The organism is Cyclobacteriaceae bacterium, from assembly GCA_013141055.1.
Lineage (GTDB): Bacteria > Bacteroidota > Bacteroidia > Cytophagales > Cyclobacteriaceae > ELB16-189.
On sequence record JABFRS010000002.1, the window covers coordinates 97846 to 122683 of the forward strand.

At 41.9% G+C, this 24838-nt stretch carries 22 protein-coding genes; 8 read left to right on the forward strand and 14 right to left on the reverse strand.

Annotated elements, in window-relative coordinates:
- Position 1: 1 nt before the first annotated feature.
- Positions 2-523: a peptide-methionine (R)-S-oxide reductase MsrB gene (gene msrB / locus HOP08_14880; GenBank protein ID NOT76210.1), complete on the reverse strand. Its 522-nt coding sequence runs from the start codon at positions 521-523 to the stop codon at positions 2-4.
- 768 nt (positions 524-1291) lie between these two features.
- Between msrB and HOP08_14885 the strand changes: the two genes are divergently transcribed.
- The 7 genes from HOP08_14885 (at position 1292) to HOP08_14915 (ending at position 7538) form a co-directional block, all read left to right on the forward strand.
- Entirely contained in the window at positions 1292-1798 is a 507-nt protein-coding gene (locus HOP08_14885; protein ID NOT76211.1) for a sigma-70 family RNA polymerase sigma factor, read from the forward strand.
- The gene (locus HOP08_14890; protein NOT76212.1) at positions 1779-2048 is read left to right on the forward strand and encodes a hypothetical protein; all 270 of its coding nucleotides are present in this window, start codon (positions 1779-1781) and stop codon (positions 2046-2048) included. Before HOP08_14885 ends, HOP08_14890 begins: the two co-directional genes overlap by 20 nt.
- Position 2049: 1 nt before the next feature.
- Positions 2050-2688 carry an ATP-dependent Clp protease proteolytic subunit gene (locus HOP08_14895; GenBank protein NOT76213.1) on the forward strand — a complete coding sequence of 213 codons (639 nt, stop codon included), beginning with the start codon at positions 2050-2052 and terminating at the stop codon, positions 2686-2688.
- Positions 2689-2943: 255 nt separating this feature from the next.
- The gene (locus HOP08_14900) at positions 2944-3480 is read left to right on the forward strand and encodes a nucleoid-structuring protein H-NS (protein NOT76214.1); all 537 of its coding nucleotides are present in this window, start codon (positions 2944-2946) and stop codon (positions 3478-3480) included.
- 29 nt (positions 3481-3509) lie between these two features.
- Positions 3510-4094, forward strand: a complete 585-nt coding sequence (locus HOP08_14905; GenBank protein ID NOT76215.1) for a hypothetical protein — start codon at positions 3510-3512, stop codon at positions 4092-4094.
- Positions 4095-4174: 80 nt separating this feature from the next.
- The gene (locus tag HOP08_14910) at positions 4175-5005 is read left to right on the forward strand and encodes a hypothetical protein (protein ID NOT76216.1); all 831 of its coding nucleotides are present in this window, start codon (positions 4175-4177) and stop codon (positions 5003-5005) included.
- Positions 4992-7538, forward strand: coding sequence for a hypothetical protein (locus HOP08_14915; GenBank protein NOT76217.1), 2547 nt, complete (start codon positions 4992-4994; stop codon positions 7536-7538). Before HOP08_14910 ends, HOP08_14915 begins: the two co-directional genes overlap by 14 nt.
- Before the next feature lie 7 nt (positions 7539-7545).
- On the opposite strand, the gene HOP08_14920 is transcribed toward HOP08_14915, so the two are convergent.
- The 6 genes from HOP08_14920 to HOP08_14945 form a co-directional block, all read right to left on the reverse strand.
- The gene (locus HOP08_14920; protein ID NOT76218.1) at positions 7546-9363 is read right to left on the reverse strand and encodes an ABC transporter ATP-binding protein; all 1818 of its coding nucleotides are present in this window, start codon (positions 9361-9363) and stop codon (positions 7546-7548) included.
- Positions 9364-9484: 121 nt separating this feature from the next.
- Complete coding sequence (locus tag HOP08_14925) at positions 9485-9997, reverse strand: hypothetical protein (GenBank protein NOT76219.1); 513 nt, start codon at positions 9995-9997, stop codon at positions 9485-9487.
- A 238-nt stretch (positions 9998-10235) separates the two neighbouring features.
- Entirely contained in the window at positions 10236-10601 is a 366-nt protein-coding gene (locus HOP08_14930) for a hypothetical protein (protein NOT76220.1), read from the reverse strand.
- Between the two features lie 202 nt (positions 10602-10803).
- Positions 10804-12375: a M20/M25/M40 family metallo-hydrolase gene (locus HOP08_14935; protein ID NOT76221.1), complete on the reverse strand. Its 1572-nt coding sequence runs from the start codon at positions 12373-12375 to the stop codon at positions 10804-10806.
- A gap of 90 nt (positions 12376-12465) precedes the next feature.
- A complete protein-coding gene (locus HOP08_14940) occupies positions 12466-13746 on the reverse strand; it encodes an acetyl-CoA C-acetyltransferase (protein ID NOT76222.1) in 1281 nt (426 codons plus the stop codon).
- Positions 13747-13809: 63 nt separating this feature from the next.
- Complete coding sequence (locus HOP08_14945) at positions 13810-14712, reverse strand: SMP-30/gluconolactonase/LRE family protein (GenBank protein ID NOT76223.1); 903 nt, start codon at positions 14710-14712, stop codon at positions 13810-13812.
- A gap of 147 nt (positions 14713-14859) precedes the next feature.
- Between HOP08_14945 and HOP08_14950 the strand changes: the two genes are divergently transcribed.
- Positions 14860-15999 carry an esterase-like activity of phytase family protein gene (locus HOP08_14950; GenBank protein NOT76224.1) on the forward strand — a complete coding sequence of 380 codons (1140 nt, stop codon included), beginning with the start codon at positions 14860-14862 and terminating at the stop codon, positions 15997-15999.
- A 10-nt stretch (positions 16000-16009) separates the two neighbouring features.
- Here the strand turns inward: HOP08_14950 and HOP08_14955 are convergent, their stop codons facing one another.
- The 7 genes from HOP08_14955 to eat are packed head-to-tail and all read right to left on the reverse strand — an operon-like array spanning position 16010 to position 24764.
- Positions 16010-17086: a sulfatase-like hydrolase/transferase gene (locus tag HOP08_14955; GenBank protein NOT76225.1), complete on the reverse strand. Its 1077-nt coding sequence runs from the start codon at positions 17084-17086 to the stop codon at positions 16010-16012.
- A 36-nt stretch (positions 17087-17122) separates the two neighbouring features.
- A complete protein-coding gene (locus HOP08_14960) occupies positions 17123-18892 on the reverse strand; it encodes a chloride channel protein (protein NOT76226.1) in 1770 nt (589 codons plus the stop codon).
- A gap of 12 nt (positions 18893-18904) precedes the next feature.
- Positions 18905-20272 carry an aldehyde dehydrogenase family protein gene (locus HOP08_14965; GenBank protein ID NOT76227.1) on the reverse strand — a complete coding sequence of 456 codons (1368 nt, stop codon included), beginning with the start codon at positions 20270-20272 and terminating at the stop codon, positions 18905-18907.
- 8 nt (positions 20273-20280) lie between these two features.
- Entirely contained in the window at positions 20281-20964 is a 684-nt protein-coding gene (locus HOP08_14970; protein NOT76228.1) for a gamma-glutamyl-gamma-aminobutyrate hydrolase family protein, read from the reverse strand.
- Positions 20961-22109, reverse strand: a complete 1149-nt coding sequence (locus HOP08_14975; protein NOT76229.1) for an iron-containing alcohol dehydrogenase — start codon at positions 22107-22109, stop codon at positions 20961-20963. Before HOP08_14975 ends, HOP08_14970 begins: the two co-directional genes overlap by 4 nt.
- Before the next feature lie 19 nt (positions 22110-22128).
- Positions 22129-23487 carry a glutamine synthetase gene (locus tag HOP08_14980; protein ID NOT76230.1) on the reverse strand — a complete coding sequence of 453 codons (1359 nt, stop codon included), beginning with the start codon at positions 23485-23487 and terminating at the stop codon, positions 22129-22131.
- Positions 23484-24764, reverse strand: a complete 1281-nt coding sequence (gene eat / locus HOP08_14985) for an ethanolamine permease (GenBank protein NOT76231.1) — start codon at positions 24762-24764, stop codon at positions 23484-23486. The genes HOP08_14980 and eat overlap by 4 nt, the downstream gene beginning before the upstream one ends.
- Positions 24765-24838 lie beyond the last annotated feature (74 nt).

Here is a 24838-nt window from a genome sequence, read left to right on the forward strand (position 1 = left end):
TCTACTTGGCTGTAAGTCCGTCAGGAGCAAAATCGAGTGAGATTGCATTCATGCAGAATCTTTTATGTGTGGGTGCAGGACCGTCGTCAAATATGTGACCCAGGTGTGAATCGCAACGCGCGCATTCAACTTCAATTCTTTCCATGTTCAAAGAATTATCCGGTTTGTAATTAACACGATTCTTTCCAATGGGTTCAAAGAAACTTGGCCACCCGCAATCACTTGCAAATTTAGCGTCTGATTTAAAAAGAACGTTTCCACAAACCGCACAATAATATGTTCCCTTCGTAGTTGAGTTCCAAAGGGTGCCGGTAAAAGGTCGTTCAGTGGCTTCTTCTCTTGCAACCGCATACAAGTCAGGTGAAAGAATTTTTCTCCATTCTCCATTTGACACCGTAAGATGCTTTATATCTGTATTGGAATAATAAGGGTTGTTTTCATGACCCTTTGTGGTCTTTATATTCTGAGCCTGTGATGATGAAAGAGCGAGTAAAATTCCAGCAAATATGAGTATTGGCTTCATGGGATTTTCAGTTTATAATGATTGATATACGAACAAAAACGGTGCCCTGGTTTATTTAATTATCAGAACCATTCGTATTAACGGACAAGTTACAGAATCAGGGGTCATCCCACTTGCTTTTCAGATGCTTGTGTCTTCCGCATGACTTTTTACAGCTGTCTATTCCAAAAGATATATTTGATTGCAAACATCTAATAATCAAATATTTATCAACGTTTGAAGAATTCTAATTGGTCCATTGGCATGAAAATTTTGAAGCTTTTGAAAATGCTTTTGTCATGAAAACTCAAATGCTCCAAACCGAAAGGAGGATAAGGCCGAAATCACATTTTGCGATTTTTAATAGCCGTTGCGATTGCCATGCTCATCTTTTCGTGCAGTCCGTCATATGTTGCCGCTCCGCCTTCTGCTCCTATAATTGTTCAGCCTGTAGCTCCATATCCAAATGCAGTTTGGGTAGATCGGGGTTGGAGATATCACAGAGGTCAGCCGGTATACAGAGCTGGCTATTGGGCTAGACCCCGATCGGGACGAGTTTGGTACCCTGGAGAATGGAGACCTCACCCACGGCATGGATACGTTTGGGTACGCGGTCGATGGAGGTAGGTTTGTGCGGTTATCCGGATGCTAAGATTTTGTACTGAAAATCAAATCTCAATAAGATAAATTGAGATTTGAGGTGATATTTGAATTTTCAAAGGCACTTAGTATAAATATGATATGGAGACAACAGCCGATCTATTAATCCGGGAGTATCCTGTGAGTGAAATGATTTTCAAGCAGCTTTATGAGTCATGCTTTCCAACATCTGCACGATGGGTTGCAAAGATGAATGGGAGCTTTGAAGATGCAAGTGACATTTTTCAGGATGCTTTGATCATTTATTACGAAAAGAATCAGATAAAGAATTTTGAGATCAACACTTCCGTGAATGCTTACATTCTTGGAATCGTCAAACACTTATGGATCAGAAAATTCAAAGATGATGCCCGCAACGTATCGCTTAGTGAAATAGAATCGCGGATAAGTATTCCTTCAGATTTCTTCCCTGCTCCTAATACAGAAAAGTTATTGCAGTTCCTGGAAAGCACAGGGCGACAATGTCTTGAGTTATTGAGCGCATTCTATTACGAAGGATTGAACATGAAACAACTTTCCCAGAGAATGAATTTCAAGGGTGAGCGATCAGCAACTGTTCAGAAATATAAATGCATTGAGAAATTAAGGAATACGATCAAACAAAAAGCAATTGGCTATGAGGACTTCGTTGAATGATATTCAGGAAATAGAAAAATTTCAACGTGAGGAATTGTCTCCCGGTGATTCTATTCTCTTTCAGGTAAGAATGATTCTTGATCCGGTGCTAAAACTGAATGTCACCTTTCAGAATATTATTCTGCAGGTGGTGCAACTTTATCATCGCAAAAAATTAAAAGTGGAAGTAAAGCAGATACATCATGATTTGTTCTCCTCTCCTTCCTCGCTTGAATTTCAACAAACCGTCAAACAAATTTTTAAATCATAGTATGATAAAATCATCCCTGATTCCCATGGTTCTTGATGGAAGAGGTGAACGAGCCTATGACATCTTCAGTCTTCTATTACAAGAACGAATTATTATACTCGGTACAGGGATCGATGATTCAGTCGCGAATGTGATTGTTGCTCAACTCTTGTATCTCAACAGCCTGGATCAGAAAAAGCCCATTAATTTATATATCAATAGTCCTGGAGGTGTTGTTTATGCCGGACTTGCCATATACGATACAATGCAAATGATCTCTGCTCCTGTTTCAACACTTGCCATTGGTGTTTCTGCCAGTATGGGAACTGCTTTATTGACTGCTGGAGCGAAAGGTAAGCGATACGCGTTGCCACACTCCACCATTCATATGCATCCCACAGGTGGTGGAGCGCAGGGTTATACAGAAGATGTTAGAATAGCATCTCATGAACAAGAAAGATTACAAGCTCAGCTTTTTCATTTGATGGGTAAGCACTCCGGCCATACGCGAAAGGAAATTGAAGAGCATTTCTTAAGAGATCGGTACATGAGTGCCCCTGAGGCACAACAGTTTGGATTGATCGATGAGGTCATTGGAGACATCAGTGATGTGATATCGCTGAAGAAAGGTGAGTTTGAGGTGAAGATTTTCGGTGAGTAAATCTTTTTACCCTGAACTTTGATCTGTTGACAATTCGGTTGGGGGTAAAGGCATTTATCTTAAGGATACAAAATCACCAATGAATTTACACCCTTAGAATCAATAATTGGGAATTCTAATCCCTTTTAGGGAATTTACTGTAGAATTTTCTCTACACTTGCAAGACGGCGGAAATTTACACCCACAGGCAACCTCTGCCTGCCGTGGCATAATAATAACAGTCAATAAGCCGTTGTAAAACCAAAATTTAAAAGAATGAAATCAACAAGAAATTCGTTAGGACTCATCATACTGGCTTTCTTCCTCATTTTCGCTTCAGGATGTAAGAGCAAAAAGAAGGCAATGGAAGCCGCAGCCGAAAAAGCAAGAATTGAACAGGAAGCCAAGCTTCGACAGCAGGAAGAAGATAAGCGGATGAAGGAAGCGGAAGAGAAAGCAAAGATGGAACTCGCTGCTCAACAGGAAGCAGAAAGAAAGGCCGCTGAAGCTGCCGCTGCTGCCACCAGCACTCCAAAGTCAAAACTCAATCAGTATTTTGATTCGATATCCGGTGCATCGAGTGTGGCATCTGCCAACAGCAGTATAAACGAAGCACTTGCAATGTTCTCATCTCCTGACACACCTGTCTTGATCATTATCAGCGAATCAAATGGTCAGAAGGATTATGATAAACCAACGACCATTAAGGGTTATCTGAACTATCTGAAGGATCAGCGCAAGAATATCAATCGCATTGAAAGTCTGCAGTTTGATAGCGCTGGTAAGATAAAAGAAGTTGAGCTTCGTAAGTAAGAACTAACACCACTATAAATAATACTACCATGGTTTATACCAAATCAAAATATCTATTCGCAGTTCTATTTAGCTTTTTCGCTGCTGCCAATGTTTTCGCTCAAAATGCTGAGATAAGTCCTCAGCGGAAGCAGGCTATTGATTCCCTCGCGTTGGAAAAAGTGAAAGATCTTAGCAAATACATTGCTATCATAGGCAATAAGAAGACTCCATTTTCAGAAGCCAACCGGGTTATGGATCGTGCAGAAGAGTTGTTCACCCCTGGAAGTGAAATGGGTGTATCTTCTATCAAACGTAAAGAAGTTAATTACTACAAAGTTCGTAAGTATTTCGAACGCCTGATGGCGCTTAGCTATGATCGTGTTACAATCGAATGGTATGACATTCATTATATAAGTGATCTTGAACGTCAACCGGATGGTCGTTATGTAGGTGTTGTCACCATATACCAGAAGTTTGAAGGAACATCCGATGATGGAATGAAATATAAAGACACAACGAAGAAGGATATCACAATTTACGTTGAGCGTAAGAAGACGCAGATTGCCGGAAGAACAATTGAGTTCTGGGACGTGTTGCTTGGTGACATTCGCGTTACAGAGACGAGTGCCTAAGTAATATCCAATAAAATAACTGGGCACATGGAATTAATACCTCTATGTGCCCATGTTTTTAAAAATCCAATTCACGATTGATGCGATTCACAATTCTTACATTCTTTGTTTTAATAATTTCTTTTTCCACCAGGGCTCAGATCGTCAGTGATAATATCGACGAGACAAAACTCTATGCAGAATCGAAGCAAGTCAATCAATTCTTCAGAAGATTTAACGGCGAGGAAGACGAAAAAGGTAAGCGCTACTACCCTGCTGACAAGCTTTACAGAACAGCAAAGCTTAGAAAGAAATATTTAGAAATTCTTTTTGACGCCAGCAACACAGGAATGAGCAATGCGCTCAAAACTGAATTTGTCAAAGCTTTGCTTGATAAACCTGATGCTTCGATCCTTGACTTCCATGGAAAGAACTGGTACTCTGAAGTTCAGACGCTCTTTGTCATCAATGGAAAAGAACATACCGTCACCCTGTTTATGGAACTCGAAAAAGACCATCTTGGGTCTAAATGGGTGATTGAGAGTGCTCATGCCGATATCTTCAAACCATATTTTGTGAGGGACACATTAAAAGTTGGAAGATTTTTACATCCCATGAGTCACGAGCTTGATTTTATGAACATGCGGAAAGCATTTTCGAACACTGATAGCGTCAGTCAGTTCACTGTTAAAAGATTTACGCCAGATCATCTTTCGGTATTACTGTATGAGATTAAAAAGGGGAATGCAGTTTTTAAATCTGTTGAGCAGGTTAAATTCCATTTTTTTCAGATTCCAGGATGGTATTTCGAAATATCAGAATTCAATCGATCCGGATATAATACCGGCTGGCTCATTTCGAATCTTGTCAAATTAAAAGATGATTCAGATAAAAAAGTCCTACTTAAATATCTTCACTATGAATCGCGGTAAGCTGTGGTTAATCACAGTTTTTCTGATGTGCTTCACAGTCTTTGCGGAAGCTCAGAAGACATCTTCCAAAAAGCCTGTTAAGAAAACAGAAACAAAAAAGACTGTTAAAAAATCAGATGCCAGGAAGACAACCAAGACGACCACCAAACAAACACCTAAGAAGGAAGTAAAACCTGATCCCGCGCCGGATGTTGTCGAAGATCAGAAAAAGATCAGAAACATCGTCTCGGTATTTGAATTCATGCTCAATACACTTGGAAACAGCGCGACTTCTGCCCGTGATAAGGATGTGATCGTCACGGAAAGTTATTCCAAGATATTCAGAGATTCCAAAGTTCAGATCGAAGATGATCTGGTGGCCGATCGGTTGGTTGTTACCAACAAGGATATCATGGCATACCTTAAAGATGTTGAATTCTTCTTTTCAGAAGCAAAATTTGAAATGAATATTGATAACATTCAGAACGGACTGAATGGTGAAAATAAAAATTTCTATAAGGTCTCTATTACCCGTAACCTTAAAGCCACCACAATTGATGGAAAGACCATCAACACAACAGTGCCTCGTTTTATAGAGATCAATTATGATCCTGAATCGCAGGACTTAAAAATTGTAAGCATCTATACAACCCAATTCAGTGGGAAGGATGCTATGACAAACTGGTGGTCACAGTTATCGAACGAGTGGAAGGAAATTTTTAAAAAGAAGATCAACCTTACCGATAGCGCTACGCTACTGGACATAAAGAATATTGTTGCCATCGAAGAGTTTGACTTAAGCAACAATCGCTTCATCACATCTATTGAGCCACTTTCTTTTCTAACAAGATTAAAGAAACTAAATATCTCAAATACGGCTATATCAGATCTGGTGCCTATCAGGAACCTTAGCGATCTATCAGAGTTGAATATTTCTAATACGAAGGTTAAGGAAATTTCTTTGTTGAGATATGTTGTCAATCTTACCAATCTGAATTTCAATGACACTGAAGTCTCGGATATTTCCGTTGTTGAGAAAATGACCCATCTTCAGCGCCTGGAAGCAGGTGCCCCTAATGTGAGTGACCTCTCTACAATCAGTAGTCTTTCTGAACTTACCTTCATAAGTCTTGAAGGAAGTAATGTTGCTAGCCTGTCTCCTCTTCAGAATCTCACTCAGCTTACAGAGATTAATCTTTCTCAATCACCTATCACCGACATTGCTCCGCTCGCAGGTCTTAAAAAAGTTACCATACTGGAAATTGACAGCACCAGGATTACCAACATCTCTTCACTCAGCGGAATGGAAAGCCTCAAAGTTCTGCATGCAAATCATACTATGATTGCAGATTTGCTTCCCTTGGCGAAACTGACACAACTGGAGAAGATCTATTGCGATCAGACAAGTATTAAGCAACCTGCTGCTGATGCATTTATAAAAATGAATCCGAAGGTTTTGATTATCTATGATTCAAAAGACCTTCGCTCGTGGTGGGATGGATTGTCTGCCGAATGGCAGCAAATATTCAATAAAACCTCAAAGATCAGTCAACAGCCCACGAAGGAAGAGCTGGCAATCGTTACTAACAGGGACTCGATCAATCTGGGGACAAACAACCGTATTAAAAGTCTTGAACCCTTGCGAAAACTTCCCAAACTTAAAGTTATTACAGCACATAATCCGGAGATTACCAGTCTGACACCACTCGAAAATCATACAGAGATAAAATACCTCGACATCAGCGGAACTTCAGTAATGGACGTTTCTCCTGCAGCAAAGTTTACAAAACTTAAAATTCTAAATGCAAATAAAACTAAGGTCGAAAATCTCGACCCACTCAGTAAGTTAGCAACATTGGAAAAGATCTATGCCGACCAAACAGGCATTCAGGATTTTATTGCAAAAGAGTTTCTGGAAAAGAATCCAAAATGCCTGTTGATTTATAAAACCATTCACCTTGATCGATGGTGGACTAATCTTTCTGAAAACTGGAAGAGCATTTTTAAGGTGCAGTTGGGTGATAGTGTTAAAAATACTGAAAGCTTGCACAAGCTTGTGGAGTCTGAGCAGTTTCACTTTAAAGACTCTCCTGTGGGTGATCTTTCTGCGCTGAATGAATTTGTAAGATTAAAAGAGCTACATTTTTCCGGAACTTCAATTTCTGAAATTCCGGCGATGGAGAACCTTTCATCATTGAAGTCTTTGCATGCTACCAACAGTCCACTTCAGAATCTTGAGTCCTTGAGCAAGATGACTGTTCTTGAAGACCTGGATATTTCTAACACGCCTATAGACGAATTGAAATTCCTTTCGGGAATGGTGAGCCTTAAAAAGCTCAACTGTGCTGGTACACAGATCAAGCGACTGGATGCTCTTGTCTCTTTGAAATCATTGGAGTTCTTGGATTGTTCCAATACCCGTGTCGGGAACATTGATCCATTGCTTCAATTGTCATTAAAGACTTTGAAATGTTTCAACACCAAAGTCTCTACCCGCTCGATTGAAGGATTCAAGAAGAAGAAACCTGATTGCAATGTGGTGTATTACAGATAATAAGGAATTAACGATAACCTGCTGCCTGCAGTTCAAACAGCTCCGAATATCTTCCTTCGGCATTAATCAGTTCATCATGGGTTCCTAATTCGGCAACGCGTCCGTCAGAGATAACCGCAATTCGATCCGCCATCCTCACCGTGGAGAATCTATGTGAGATTACAATTCCAATCCGGCCTTTCAGATTTTCCTTTAACTCAGCGAATATTGTAGCCTCTGCTTCTGGATCCATCGCCGCTGTAGGTTCATCCAGAATCCAAATATCCGCATCACGATACATGATGCGGGCAAGTGCCAGTCGTTGCCATTCACCACCGGATAGATCATGTCCACCCTCGAAGAGCCTTCCAACATTGGAGTCAAGCCCCTTAGCCATTTTCTTTACAAGCCATTCGCTTCTTGAATCCTCCAGTGCCTTCATAATGTTGGCATCATCGATGGGACCACTGGTAGGTCGTCCCATGGCAACGTTCTCACGAACTGTAAATTCATAGTTAGCGAAATCCTGAAACAACACACCGATACGACCACGAAGAGCATCAGGGTCGACATCTTTTATATCTATTCCGCCTACTTTTATTGAACCTTTATCAGTATCATAAAACCTGAGAAGAAGTTTGATGATGGTACTTTTTCCAACACCGTTCTCTCCTACCAGAGCAATCAATTCTCCGTTGTTGATCTTGAGATTAAAATCTTTTACCGCAGAACCTTGCCCGCTTGGGTATGCAAATGAAACATTTTTGAATTCAACTCCTTCATGAAGATGCGGCGGAATAAGTTTCGGTGTTACAGGTTTGGGAACCAACGGTTCGATGGCAAGGAAAGAGAAATAATCTTCCAGGAAAATGGTATGTTGATCTACCGATACAAATGTTCCTGAAATCTGTCCAAGTGTTCCTGAGACTGATGTGAATGCTCCTATCACCAGTACAACTCCTCCAGGATCGATTAAACCTGCCGCGCCTTTCAATGCGACAAATAAGTAGGCAAGAGCAAGTGTGGTCCCGGTAATGAATCCGGTAAGCAATGTTACACGTGTGCCTGACTTATACATCCTTGCCCGTTGTCTGAATAGACTTTCAGTGACTTTATGATGTCTCTCGATCAGGTAATCAGCGAGAACGTATGCCCTGATATCTTTTGTAGTTCTTGGTTGCACAAGAAGATCTCCCAGATACCCTCGTTCACGCTCTTCTGAAGTTCGTTTATAAAAGAACTCATATAATCTTGAAGTCATGCGACTTTCCAGAACCAGAGAAAGGATCGCTGCAGCAAGAGCAAGAAGTACGAGCATGTAATGCAAACTCGCCAGCAAGGAAGCCATTAGAATGATCGTAATTAGATTTGCGGAAATACCCAGCACAGACCATGTAAGATCTCCTGGTCGCCACGACACATCTCTTTTTGCACGTTCAAGACGATCATGCCAGTTCGATTGATCAAAGTGACCAAGATCCATTTTGGATGCTTGTGCTAAAAGTCTGCGTTCGGCTTCCAACTCTACCCTACGCACAAACAAACTTTGTCCATAACCCATATATCCGCTGATAGCACGCTGAATGCAGATTGCTGCCCATAAGCCAAGAACAATCGGCAACATGACGTTGAATGAGACAGCATGAATCTTCGCCTGAGCAATATGATTTACAAGACTCGCACCCAGGTATACGGTTATCGGTGTCATCGCTGCGCTCACGATCCCGAGTATCGAAAAGCGTATAAGTTCATTGGGTGACGCTGCCCATGCAAGAGACATCCCCAACTTTAGATTTTTCCAGACTCTTTTAATTCGACTTGCAAGCTTCGGAGGACTCGTCTTCATGTTTGTTTTTAAAGTTTAAAAACGTGAAGACTTCAAAAATTACGCCATCAGAGAGGTTTTAGGAGCTTGAGAAAATTTCAAACGTTTGCTAAATGAATAAACCAGCAAAACTTTTTTACGGCTATACTCTGGTCAGCGTCTCGGAGAATTTTCCGTTGTCATCACTCCAGATATTTTTTGAATTACCGGTAGAGCGTTCCTGCATTTCAAGGTAATACCGCTTATTAGTGTTGCCCTCACTTTCCCAGAAATTGATAACATCAAAAACGTTGTATTGGCCCTGCCCGTGCTCAAGCTTGATATTTTCAGGAGCTCTTTCATCCCAGGATGATTGAAGGAATGTCTGTATAAATTTCCCGGAGGCATCAAATAAAGACATACGTGGAATATTGCTGATAGTATAATAAGAAGTATATCCTTCAGAAGTTTTAACCCAGTCAACAATAATGTCTCCCGTTTCCGGAACTTTAGTTACCAATGAAGCTACTAATCTATTATTCATGTCCTTATTATCGGGCATGTCATTCATCATATGATTTTTGTAAACAATTTTCTTCTGAGGAGTTTGAGAAAAAACATTTTCCGTCATGAATATGAACAGAAACAGAAAGAGGAACACGATGGATTTTTTCATTTTTTTAATTATTGTTTGTAAGGGCGTGCATGAAAAGCAAATTGATTTTAAGCAAGTATTGAATCGCTGTCAGTTGATGTGTCTTTTCATTCTTTGATTTCGACAAAATGAACATGCTTTTTCTGTTACTCATTTGTTTGAGATCGTAATGAGTATAGTCTTGAAATGTTTCTTCCGGGTACATGGTATTCTTATTTATGAATAGTAGAAGCCCCCACGAATGGGAGCTTCATCTTATTTACCTGTTTGGATTTAAAGTTGATCTTCCTTCGAATGCTTCATCTTCATCATCGTCTTCAGCCTGGCTTCTTCTGGCGTTTCCCAGAGCACCTTCCTCTTCTGAATCTTCATCTTCCTCAGTGCTTGAATTGCGTGAAGAATTAGTGGCTTGTCTTTGTTCATCTGAGTTTGTCACATTGCGACGAGCTGAAGTTGACTTTGTATTGTCCCTCTCTTCATCATCATCCTTTTCTTTGGCTGATTTTTTTGGAGAAGTTTTAGGCATTGCAGAACGGTTAGTCTTTGCTGATTTCTTAGCGCTATTGGATGCGGAATTGCTTCTTGCCTTCGAGCTGGAAGCAGTTTTTGTTTTATGCTTTTCCATATCTGTATATTTTAAGGGTTAAAATCTACGGATACAGTCAAAAAAATTATGCCGCCATGATTGTTGGAAAGGGCTGAAAAAGGACTTTAATCAGTTGAAAACCCCACGAAATGCGAGGATATTCTTCTACGAACAGAATTGACGCAAAAAAAATATCCACACCATAATTGGCGTGGATATCCATTTTAGAATCCTTTAAATACTAGTCAACTGGACCTTTGCGTACTGCCTTTCTTTGCTCAGGCCAGTTACCGGGCTTACCCGTTCTTGGATCCAAAGGAAGAACACTCTTATCTCTGGAGGTCATGTTCGGATCTTCACATGCCTGATACACCAGTACAGCAGCAAGTATTGCATTATTCCTTACATCATCAAAAACTACTTTATCATATGTATCACGGTTGGTATGCCATGTATAATTTCCATATGACCAGCTTAATGAGCTTAACGAAAATCCTGGAACGCCTACTGCAACAAATGAAGCAAAGTCCGAACCGCCGCCACCAGGTGATCCTGGAAATCTGCTTTCTGTAATATAACCACGTGTTGTCTCCGGAACTTTCGTCAACCATCGATTGATGAACTCATAAGAATTCAGGAAGCCTTGTCCTGAAATGCTTGTCACCCTTCCCGTTCCATTATCCTGATTGAACAATACCTGGATCTTTGGCAACATATCGGCGTGATCTTCCACAAATGCTCTTGAACCATTTAACCCTTGCTCCTCGCTGCCCCAATGTCCTACCAAAATCGTTCTCTTTGGATTTGGATATGCCTTTTTAAGAATGCGCAACGCTTCCATCATGGTCAAAGTGCCAGTGCCATTATCAGTCGCACCGGTTCCGCCATCCCATGAATCAAAGTGTGCCGATAACATAACATACTCGTCAGGTTTCTCAGATCCTTTGATCTCAGCAATGGTATTAAAAGTTGGTACCATTCCAAGCTCTTTTGAATCTGCCCGAATGCTAAGCTTCGGTATCGTTCCTGATTCCGCAAGGCGATACAACAATCCATAATCTTCTACAGAGATATCTACTGTTGGAATTTTCTTGGTATTGGTGCTGAATATCTTGTTAACTCCAAAGCCTCTTGACCAAAGTGAGGAAACAATTCCCGCCGCTCCTGCTTTTTCCAAAGCTGATGGTAAGTTCCTGGCGCTATAACCAGTTTTCTTAATTCGATTGGTCCATGCTTCTGTTTGTGCCGTGCGGTCTTTCTTCATTTTCTCAACTGACTCCTTCGTTCCAAACTCTTCCCAGTTATAGTCAGGACGACCGGTAGGCTGGCTCATGGAAACCATTACAAACTTGCCTTTTACTGTTGGAAGCCATTTCGCGAAAGCAACAGAATCAGCAACGTCAGGGACGATGATAACATCCGCAATTACAGCTTTGCCACCAGTGGAAGGTGACCAGGCTAACTGTGTACCTTCCAATGATTTAACACGGGGAGAAATCATATCAATATGAGTAACTCCACGCTCCCATCCTCTCCACTCTCCCCATTTTTCATTTCTTGCTGTGATGCCCCAGCTTGTATACTTGGCTACTGCCCAGTCGTTGGCTTGCTTCATTTGAGGAGTACCAACCAAACGTGGTCCGATACCGTCAAATAGCTCCTGACCTAGCTTTTCTAATTGAGAATTTTCATTGGCCTCTTTTACAATACTTTCCACAATGGGGTCTTTGGGAAACCTTGCCGGTACCGGAGGTTGTGCAAAAGCCATCACATGTATGATAAGCAGTAAGGCGATCGATAGAATTTTTTTCATTGTTGAGAATTTATTTTGAATAAAATAACCATGTTTAAATCAATAGAAATAACAAAAATTGATGAGTGGTCGACTTCCGAAATGATTGAACTATCGTTCCATTATCATCGTTACCCCCTGACCACCTGCGGCACAAATTGAAATAAATCCTCTTCCACTTCCCTTCTCATTTAATAACTTGGCCATAGTTGCAATAATTCGTCCACCTGTGGCAGCAAAAGGATGAGCTGCAGCGAGACTGCTTCCCTTAATATTCAGCTTATTGCGATCAATGCTTCCAAGTGGCTGATCGAAACCGAATGTTTTCATGAGTTCAGAACTTTCCCAGATCTTCAGAGTAGCCAGTACTTGAGCTGCAAAGGCTTCATGAATTTCATAGAAGTCAAAGTCCTGAAGGGTAATGTTCGCTTTCTTTAACATGCGCGTTGCAGCATACACAGGTGACATTAAAAGATTGTGCTGATCTTTCACGTATTCAATGGCGGCCAGCTCAGCAAATGTGATGTATGCGAGCACTGGTAGCTTATGCTCCTTTGCCCAATCTTCACTTGCCAGAAGCACGCATGATGCTCCATCTGTTAGTGGTGTAGAATTTCCAGCTGTGAGTGTTCCGTTCTTCTTGTCGAATGCCGGCTTAAGTTTGGCAAGTTTCTCAAGACTGGAATCACCACGGACGTTGTTGTCTCTTTCAAGTCCTGCAAATGGTGAGATCATGTCCTTGAAGAAACCTTCATCATAAGCCTTCGTTGCTTTTTGATGACTTTGTAGGGCAAACAGGTCCTGATCTTCCCTGGATATCTTATAATACTTTGCTGTGATCTCAGTATGGCCACCCATGGCAAGGCCGGTACGCGGCTCTACATTAGCGGGAGCGATTGGATACAGGTCTTTCAATCTGATCTTGAGAATTTCCTTGATTCTTGCACCAGTGGTCTTAGCTCTGCGTGCTGCAAGCAATATTTGTCTTAATCGTTCACCTAATACTAATGGAACGTTGCTGGTAGAATCTGCTCCGCCTGCAATTCCTACTTCAATTTGTCCCAGCGCAATTTTATTGGTGACATACACCGCTGATTCAATGCCCGTGTCACATGCCTGCTGAAGATCGCATGCAGGAGTCGCCGGATCCAGCGATGTGCTCATGACACTCTCTCTCATCAGGTTGAATTCCGAGCTATGCTTGATCACTGCGCCACCTACTACTTCTCCCAACAGTTGACCTTCCAGATGGTATTTCTCAATCAATCCTTTGAGAGCAGCCACCATCATATCCTGGTTACTGGCTTTTACATATGCTGTATTCTGACGGGCAAAGGGTATTCGATTATAACCGACAACGGCTACTCTCCGGGGCTGTTTGTTTGGAAGCATTTTGAAAATGTGGATTGTTAATGACTTATCGTTATTCGCTTATTGCTCAGCAGAATCATACAATCAAGATGACACCACGTCAAATGGAATTGCCCTGACTCCTTTAAATCCTGACTTCTTAATGACAAACAGCGATCCGGCCAATGGTTGTTTTGCAAGTTGTTCTTCAGTCAGTTCTTTCCTTGCTGTCGTGATGTAGAGATCTTCAAAATTATCCCCACCAAACGTGCAGGATGTTACTCTGGCAACAGGCATATTGATCTTTAGTAATTTCTCTCCCGTACTGGGATTCCATCGGCTCAGTTGCCAACCGTCCCAATGAGCAATCCACAACATTCCCTCTGCATCAATTGACATTCCATCGGGATAACCATCTGATGTTGGTATTTTAATAATAACTTTTCGATCACTGATTTTTCCTGTGTCCTTTTCAAAGCTGAATGAAAATATGGAAGAGGTCGGTGTATCGATATAGTACAATGTTTGCTGATCGCCCGTCCATGCGAGTCCATTGGAGATCGTAACATCACTCAGTTTTTTGGTGACGGTAAGATCACGGTCAAGAGTGTAAAGACTACCGGCACCTTTTTCTTCCGATAAGGCCAATGTTCCGGCCCAGAATCTTCCCTGAGGATCACATTTGCCATCATTAAACCGGTTGCCAGGTTTATCGGATTCCGGATCAATGATATTTTCGATGCTTCCCGATTGACGGTCAACAAATGCAAAACCATTTTTTAGCGCTGCCAGGAAATTACCATTCGTGCAAATGGAAAAAGATCCAATCATCTGTCCCATTGGAAAGGTCTCATGCTTCTTTGATTCAGGTGAATACTGATGAATATTCCCATTGAGAATATCGATCCAGCAAATGACATTCCTTTGAGAATCCCACACAGGCCCTTCGCCTAAAAGGCATTTGTAATCCAGGACAACTTCAGGTTTCAGGTCTATGGTGCTTACCATGTCTTCACATGTGGATTTAAAATATATCCCTGACAAAGAAATGCATAAAACTTGTAATAAATATCTAATATTTAAGAGCCTTCAAACGCCTGTTTTTCCTGTCTCTATCTCCGCAACTCCTGTATATTGCGGGAAATTAGGGTTCTGATGCACGGCAATAAACTGTTATTACTTTTTTCGCTTCTGCTTCTTCCGGTCGCCACTTGTAATTTTACTTCCGGACGTACAACCATCAGCTCATTGAAGTTTTTGGGTGAATATGAAGTTCCGTATAATCAGAATTTCAAAGGAACTACCGTTGGCGGGCTATCAGGTATCGACTATGATAGTGAAAATCAGATTTACTATCTGATCAGTGATGATCGTTCTGCTATCCATCACGCTCGATTCTATACGGCTAAGATATTTGTATCCCGTAAAGGAGTTGATAGCGTCCGTTTTGTAAACGTTCAAAAGATGCTTCAGCAAAATGGAAGCACATATCCTAATTCCAAACAGGATCCGAAAAATACTCCTGATCCTGAGTCTATCCGATATAAGGCAGATTCAAAACAATTGGTGTGGACCAGTGAAGGCGAAAGAATTATAAGTGAAAATGGTTCAATACTCAGTGACCCTGCCATTACCGTCATGGACATTGATGGAAAGCATAGCGAAACATTTCCCATACCTGCCAATCTTACAATGCAGGAGATTGAAAAGGGACCCAGAAGAAATGGTGTGCTGGAAGCATTGACCTTTACTCCGAATTACAAAAACATGTTTGTCTGCAGTGAAGTTCCTCTTCATGAGGATGGTCCGGAAGCAGATGTAAAAGATATTCAGGCGCTGGTAAGAATATTTAAGTTTGATGTCGCAACAAAGAAGAACATCTCTCAATACGCCTACAAGCTGGATCCAATTGCATATCCGGCTACTCCAGAGACCGCATTCAAGATCAATGGCATTCCTGACATTCTTTCGCTTGACAATAATCACTTATTGATCATGGAGCGCTCTTTTTCAACTGGCAGGTTGCCCTGTACCATTAAAGTTTTCCTGACAGATCTAACTCAGGCTGATAATGTCGCTTCGGTTCATTCTTTATCTGATAATCCGCCGGCACATCTGGCTACAAAGAAACTGATTCTAAATATGGATGATCTGGGAATCTATACAGACAACGTAGAGGGATTTACGTTTGGACCGGATCTTCCCAATGGCCATAAGACACTTCTCTTTGTAAGTGACAACAATTTTCTTCCTATCGAGAAGACTCAGCTATTGCTGTTCGAAGTAATTCCTTAGAGAAGTCAAACTACTTTTTTATAACTCCCGTTATAACTTCACCTGCTCCGGCTACATCGTATTTCAATCCTAAAAGGGCAGCCATCGTTTTTGCAATCTGGTTTTGATAAACCTGTCCATCATTGATCAGTTCTCCTTTTGCAACGGTATCAGGTCCAATGACAGCAAGCCACATCTGGTCAGAACCTTTTATGTCGGAGCCATGACTCTTCCATTCTTCAGCGTTGGCTCCACGGCCATGATCACAGGTGATGATCAGGGTTGTTTTATTTTTATACTGTGTATCTGATTGAATGTACTTCCAAAGTTCAGCAATGAAACCATCGGTATTTCTTGCGGAATTAAGATAAGCACCATACTCTCCGCCGTGAGCAAAATCATCGGTCTCGTCAAAAGAAAAATACATCACCTTTGGCTTATTCTTCTTCAGATATTCAAATCCATATTGAAACGTAAATGCATCGAGTCTCACATCTCCAAGCGGATTTGGCAGTACAGGCATCAATTGATTCATAGTTTGCTCCTTTTCCGAAAGCTTCACTCCTTTGGCAAGCGTCAGTCCGGCGTTGACGTTGATTCCACTGCGCTTGTCATTGATGATAAAGGAAAACACATCCCACGAAGTATAGGCAGCTACTTTCCCCTTCAGTGTGACTTGCTCATTGAAGAACTCAAGCACCGTAACATTCGGATTATAAAATTTATCATTGCTGTGAATGCGTTCATTGTCAGCTTTGCCTGTGAGCAACTCATTGTAACCGGGATAAGAAAACCATTGGTTATTGGTAACATTCACCTTGTTGCCCGATGTTCGGTTGCCATAAATCTGCCCCTGAGCAACTACGGTTGACCACAAAAAAGGAAATAGCAACTTCCTTCTTTCTGAAAGATTGTCATTCCAGAATTTCTCTTTCAGCTTTGGATCTTTAAGATGCGATTGCTGTTTCATGAAAGATGAATCTGCTCCAGTGAAGACTTCCTGCCAGCGAAGGCCATCATAGGTTATCAGAATGATATTCTCAGTCTTCGTTTGTGCCAATGACGTAAGAGCCATCATTAACATTACTATTACCAATCTTACTTTCATAGTATATTATTTTTCTTATTCATGAACGCCATTCGCTCATTTAGATTTCAATCTTTCCCGGTAATTCGAAAATATGCTTGACTTCGAAATGAATCCGAGGTAAATCCCTTTGTCGATTACCGGCATATTCCAGACTCCGCTTTTATCAAATCTCTCCATGATAGTAGACATATCCTCTTCTACTTCCGCCACAGCCTGAGGAGCCTGCATCAGCTTGCTGACTTCTATTGTATCATACTTGGTTGTATCAAACATGATCTCACGGATATCTTCCAGTGCAATCACTCCGGCGAGTGTTCCATCCGTATTGATGACAGGAAAAATATTCCGCTTTGATCTTGCGACAGCGTTAACAAGCACTTTCAGATTAGCATTAACAGGTACAATCGTAAAATCCTTTTCAATGAATTTCCTTAAGGAGAGCTCTGAAAGGACGTGAGAGTCTTTGTCGAAAATAATGGATTGAGCACTCTCTTTTAATTTTGCCGCGTCCAGGGAATCTGCATTGAAATACCGTGATACCGCTGTGCTCAATGCTGAAACGATCATTAGTGGTATCATCAGATCATACCCTCCTGTTATCTCTGCAATCAGGAATATTGCCGTTAATGGTGCATGAAAAATTCCTGTCAGCGTACCGGCCATTGCCACAAGACAGAAGTTTGCAATAGGCAGATAGGCCCATCCTGTAAGATTGATAAGGAAAGCAAAAGCAAATCCAATGCACGAGCCAATCAAAAGTGAGGGTGCGAAATTTCCTCCGTTCCCGCCGGCACTTAATGTCAGCGAAACAGCGAATACTTTTACAAGTGCAATGGCCATCACCGAAAAGCCCAGCATCCATGCATCACGTGTCATAAAATTATACAAGGGACTTCCGGTAATAAGTTGTTCCGGAATTCCTGAAGCAAGGGATTTGATGGAAGAATAACCCTCCCCAAATAATGCAGGAAACAGAATGATCATTAGGCCAAGCAAAGATCCTCCCGCAATAACTCTTAGCAGGTCAGACCGGAATATTTTTTTGAACGCATGTTCTGATCTTGAAAATGCTTTTATATAAAATGATGATAGAATTCCCGTAGCTACCCCTAACAGCACATAATACGGTACATTCCAATAGTTGAATTCACTTACCATTGAAAACGATAACAGGATGTCATCCGATAAAATGATCTTGGAACAAAGAGCACCTGTAGCTCCTGCTATCAGCAAAGGAATGAAAGCTGAGATGTTGATGTCTACTAATAATACTTCCAGAGCAAATAAAACACCTGCAATGGGTGCATTGAATGCAGTAGCAATGCCTGCTGAAGCACCGCATGCAAGCAATAGTGTTCTATCCCGATATCCTACCGGAAACAAAGACGCAAACACAGATCCAATAGCAGCACCAGTTTGCACAATCGGTGACTCCAATCCTGCAGACCCTCCCATTCCAACCGTCAATGCGCTGGTGACAGCATGGCCATAGGTTTCTTTACGAGGCAGGAAAGATGATTTTTTTGCTATCGCCAGCATTACATGCGAAGTTCCTTTTTGCAAATCCTTGTTCAGGGCAAACCGGACAAAGAGATAGGTCAGGAGAATTCCAATGGTTGGGAATACGAAGTAGATCCAATGGTGCTTCAAACTGAATGACTTCACCATCTCCTGAAAATAATGGACAGAGACTTTCAACAGCACCGCCGTCAGTCCGGCCCATAACCCTACAATCACCGCTCCCACCATGAGAAATTGTCTGTTCGACAATCTCTCATGCATCCACGTGGATACTCTTTTTATAAATGTCTCTTCAATTTTCAAATGATCAGATGATTACTTGCTTCGCAAATGAAACGCCTTTGGTTTGGTAAATGCCCGGAGTCCTGAATGGCTAAGAGTAGCACCAAAACCTGAGTGCTTTCTTCCGCTCCATGGCAAAGCCGCGCTTACACGATCACAACAGTTCCAGTAGCCCGTTCCTGAATCAACAGCTTTCAAAATGCTTTCCGCACGATCTTTTTCCTTTGTGTAAACCGCAGCTGTAAGCCCATACTCCGTATCCGACATCATTTCAATAGCCTGAGCATCATCTTTAACCTTCATAATGCCAATGATTGGACCAAATGATTCATCCACCATCACACCCATCTGATGTGTTACTTCAGAAAGCACAGTTGGTTCGAAATAGTATCCTTTGCCATCCATTCTTTTTCCTCCTGTATGCAAGGTTGCGCCATATTTAACAGCTTCTTCCACCTGTTCTTCCATAAGATTCATCTGACTTTTCCGTGTCAGGGGTCCGATGTAGACGCCTGCCTCGGTAGGTGACCCGGTTTTAAATCCTTTTACTTCTTTTACAAACTCTTCAACATACTGGTCGTAGATCTTTTCATGAACATAAATTCGCTCCACAGCGCAACAGCTCTGTCCATTATTATAGAACGCACCATCCGCAGTGCCTGCCGCGACTGATTTGATATCGATCACATCATCTGCAACATACAACGGATCCTTTCCACCCAACTCACATTGACAAGGCACCATCTTGTGAGCGACCTTTTCATAAATGTGTTTTCCTGTTTTATAAGAACCAGTAAAGAAATATCCATCAAGAGGCATTTCCAGCATACACTCCCCGGCATCTTTACCTCCAAGCGCGATGGCAAAAATGTCATCCGGAACTCCCGCAAGTTTTAACAATCTTTCTATTTCAAGTCCTGTAAGGGTTGAATACTCAGATGGCTTGTAGAGTACAGCATTACCGGCAAGCAAGGCAGGTACAAACACATTCGTACCAACGAGATAAGGATAATTCCAGGCAGAAATGTTTCCAACAACACCCAGAGGTTCATAGGAGATTTTTTCAGTCATAGATGCATCACTGCTCATCACTTCATCCGATAAGTATTGCAAAGCATGATCAGCAAGCCACTGAATGCGGCTACGTGCCCCGTTTACTTCGTTGCGTGACTGTTGCAATGGCTTGCCAACTTCAGAAGTAAGGATACCTGCAAGTTTTTCAATATCCTGTTCCAGTAGCTTCTCAAACTTTCTGATAACTTCAATCCTTTCATTCAATGATTTCCTTGCCCAGGATGGCTGGGCTGCCTTAAGATGCTGAAGCTTTTTATCCAGTGTTTCCCTTGTATCTTCTTTGACATCCTGAATTATCTCTTCAGTGGCCGGATTGATAATTTTCATGATTTGAATTAAATGCTTTTAATAAATGAGTCTCTGATATTTTTTGAAAAGGTACTGTTGGGATCCAGCATTCGCTCAGGATGCCACTGGACCAATAGTAAAAATGAATTTGAGTTTTTGTAATCCCTCTCCATTCCTTCCACGATTCCATCCTCACTGAACGCGTTGATCATCAGGCCTTTTCCGACCTTGTCAACACTCTGGTGATGAGCGCTGTTGACCTCCCCCTTTTCACCACTGATCGTTTCAAGAAAACTATTCTTTACAACTTCTACTTTATGGTAACGATCTTTTCCTTCCTCGTATTTTGTGTGATCAGGTTTCCCGAAAGAAGGAATATGAGGAATTAAAGTTCCACCCATGAAGACATTTGTGAGTTGGAGCCCGCGACAAATACCCAGCAAGGGTAATTCATTTCTTTGAGAATAATTCAGAAGCTGAAGTTCAAATTCATCACGGTGTTGATTGAAATCTTCAAGATGATACTGTTCTATGAACTCAGATTTCTTGTAGAGAGCAGGGTGAACATCCTCTCCACCGGTCAGCAATAATCCATGGCAGTCACTGATCGACTGATAATTTCCGGCTTCATGACTGAGCTTGATCACTTCAACGTTTGGAACCTCTGTGATCCAGCGTAAATAATTTTCATACTTCCTGCCCGCAGCGATGCCGATAACAATCTTTTTCATAGAGCTTTCTGATAGAGCGCTTTGAAATCAGCCTGGCTCACAGGCTTGGGATTATTCGGATGAGCAAAATCTGCGAATGCAAGTTCTGACAGTGTATCGATATGCTCCTGCCGGACACCAATAGCACCAAGCTTATGAGGAATGTTGACTTTGGAATTAAGTTCAAACAGATACTTCACTACAGCATCTCCTGTTTCATCTTTTAACTCAAGTGTCTTGGCGATCTTTTTGAACTTATGCTCAAATCCACTGATGTTAAATTCCATTCCATAAGGAATATTGACAGCATTGGCTAAACCGTGATGAGTATCCAGTAAGGCAGAAAGTGGATGAGCTAGTGAATGCACCACACCAAGTCCTTTTTGAAAGGCCACCGCACCCATCAGAGATGCAATGAGCATCTTGCTTCTGGATTCAAGATCAGGTTGGTTGACAGCCTTTACCAGGGATTGATGAATCAATGAGATTCCTTCCAGTGCAATTCCGTCACACATTGGATGCCACATCTTCGCGAGGTATGCTTCCATATTATGAGTGAGGGCATCCATTCCGGTAGCAGCCGTAACAAATGCCGGCAATTCCATGGTAAGCAAAGGATCAGCAAAAATGATCTTCGCCAGGAGCTTGGGTGAAAAAAGTATTTTCTTCTGATGCGTAATGTCGTCTGCGATGATGGCACTTCTTCCTACTTCGCTTCCTGTACCTGCTGTTGTGGGGATGGTGATGAAATGAGGAACATCGTTAGTGACAAACACATCACCTCCAATCAAATCATCATATTTGAACAGATCTTCACGATGATGTATGCGGAGAACAATTGCACGGGCAACATCCAGCGCTGCTCCGCCACCAATTCCAATAATGCTGTCGCGTTTAGTGTTATCAAATGCATCCGAACCTTTATACACGTCCGACTTCACGGGATTCTTATGAATGTCGGAGAATACTTCTATTGAAATATTTTTCTTCTTAAGATCTTCTACAATTTCCTTGAAGAAGCCCAGTTGTGCCACCACCGGATCTGTTGAAATTAAAGGGCGCTTGAGATTGTTCTTAATCAGATAATCACCAAGCTCCTTACTGGACCCTGCACCAAAGCGGATTGTTGTTGGAAAATTGTATTGAACTATACTGTCAAATTTCATAGTTATCGATTGTTCTTCACTAAATAATTTCAAAATATCTTTTGTACTCCCAATCCGTCACTGACTTCAAATGCTGCTTCCACTCCCACTCACGAGTTAGTGTGAAATGCTCTACAAATTCCTCTCCGAGTATTGCTTTGGCTTCCTTTGAATTTTTCATTCGGTTGGTTGCTTCTTCCAGTGTTCGTGGCAACGTGCCATTTGAAAAGTCAAGATAGCCATTGCCTTTCGTGGGAGGCTGTTTGAGTTTGAGCTTGTTCTTAATTCCATAAAGACCAGCTCCCAACGCTGCAGCAATTGCCAGATAAGGATTTGCGTCAGCGCCAATCACCCGGGTCTCGAGCCTGCATGATTTGCTGCTGGTGTTCAAAACCCTTAATGCCACCGTCCTGTTATCAACTCCCCAGGTAAGTGTTGTGGGTGCCCATGCTCCTTCTACCAAACGTTTATAACTGTTGATCGTCGGTGCAAACATGGGTAAGATGTAAGGAAGACAGTGAAGCTGACCCGCGATGTAATGCTTCATGGTATCACTCATCTTCAGCTTGTCTTTGGCATCATGAAAAAGATTCTTCTTCATGCCTTTATCCCAGAGACTTTGATGAACGTGTCCGCCGCAGCCAGGGAGATTCTCACTGATCTTTGCCATGAACGTCGCCATGATCCCATGCTTGTAAGCAATTTCTTTAACAGCAGTTTTAAAAAGTGTGGCTCTGTCTGCAGCTTCAACGGCATTTGAATAAACGATGGCAGCTTCCAGAACTCCAGGACCTGTTTCCGTATGCAAACCTTCCAATGGCACATCAAACCTTTTCATCAGATCAAACAAATCTGTGAAGAAGGGATTCTCCAGTGAACTTCTTAGAATGGAGTATCCAAACATTCCGGGAGTCAGAGGTGTAAGCCCGATGTAATTTTTTTCTCTTGCAGACTGTGGCGTCTCAGCAAAATTGAACCACTCGAACTCCTGAGAACAAACAGGTTCAAGATCTTCCGCGTGGCAATCATTCACAATCTTCTTTATCAATTGGCGTGGACAAACGGAAGATGGCACCCCGTCTTTGTCCATCATTTCACCAAGGAAAAACGGAACATCATTCTCCCATGGAATTTTCCTGAATGTATTGAGATCCAATCGTGCCGGTGTATCAGGATAGCCTGTATGCCAACCTGTGTACTTAACGTTATCATAGGCAGTATCACCAGCGTCCCAGCCGAAGATCACATCACAGAAAGCAGTGCCTCCTTCAATTGACGAGAGAAACTTATCAGTGGAAATATATTTACCACGAAGTATTCCATCCATATCCGCATAGGCAATCTTGACCTTTCCGGAAGGATGTTTTTTAACATAGTCAAGAATAGCTTTTGTCGTCATGCGATTTTTTCTGATTTCGATCTGTTACTGAGTTTAAATATACCAAAGCAAAGCCCTAAAATCAGCAGGTATAGTAAACATAACATTGGATTATAGACGGCGACAGCACCCAGCGCAATAATTGCCAAGATCAATGCAACGATCGGAAAGATGGGATAAAATGGCACTTGAAACGGACGTTCCAGACCCGGCTCTTTCCTCCTTAGCGCAATGACGGAAACCATAGAAATACTGTAAAGGGTGAGTGCTCCAAAGACCGAAATGGTGATGACCTCTCCTGTTCTTCCTGTAAACAATGCGACAATGCCGATCAGCATATTGATGACCAATGCGTTTGCAGGAGTTTTGAAACGAGGGTGAATCTTCCCCAGGAAGGATGACTTTAGTTTCACTTTCCCAAATTCGGAAGTAGCTCTTCCGGCTGCGAGCATCAATCCGTTAAACGAAGCAACAAGCCCGAATAATCCAACAATGATGAGTGTTTTATATATCCACCCATTTGAGCCACTGACATGTTGCATTGCCATAGGAAGTGGAGAATCTGAAGTGGTTCCATCCGGCTGATAAATAACAGCTTCCCATCCTCCAACACCCACGGAAGCTATGAAGGTGAGAAAGCAAACACCGATCAAAGTAAAAAGGGCGGAAAGAAAACCGATTGACATCGTCCTCTTTGGATTCTGGGTTTCTTCAGCAAGGTTTGCCACTCCTTCAATGCCGAGAAAAAACCATATTGCGAAAGGGACAGCGGCAAAAATTCCAGGTATTCCATTCGGTAGTGAATTGCTTGAAAGATGAGTCCACTCAACATGAGGGATCATTACACCGGCAAACAATAATAATCCCGTTACTGCAATGGCTGTTACAAAGAGCTCAAAAATTGCTGCAGCCTGCAAGCCATATGTATTGAGTGCTGTAAAGATCAGATAGGAAGCAATCGAGAAAAAGATAACAGGCAATGAAGGAAAGAACAGATTCATGTATGAACCGATAGCAAAGGCAATGGCCGGTGGCGCAAAAATGAATTCTATGTTCTGCGCCATGCCTGCTATAAATCCTGCATCTTCTCCCAATGCCCGTGAAGCATAATCAAAAGCTCCTCCTGCTTTTGGAATCGCACAGGAAAGTTCAGCATAACTGAATGTAAAAGTCACATACATGATGATGACAACTCCGGTTGCGATAGCGAGACCTAAGGAGCCCCCTTGTTCAAGTCCCAGGTTCCATCCGAAATAATTCCCGGAGATCACATAGCCCACACCAAGTCCCCAGACCATTGCCGGAGTAAGAATGCGTTTTAGCTCAGATGAATTTGAAGTCAATATGAGTGGTTGTAAAAGTTAAAGCTACA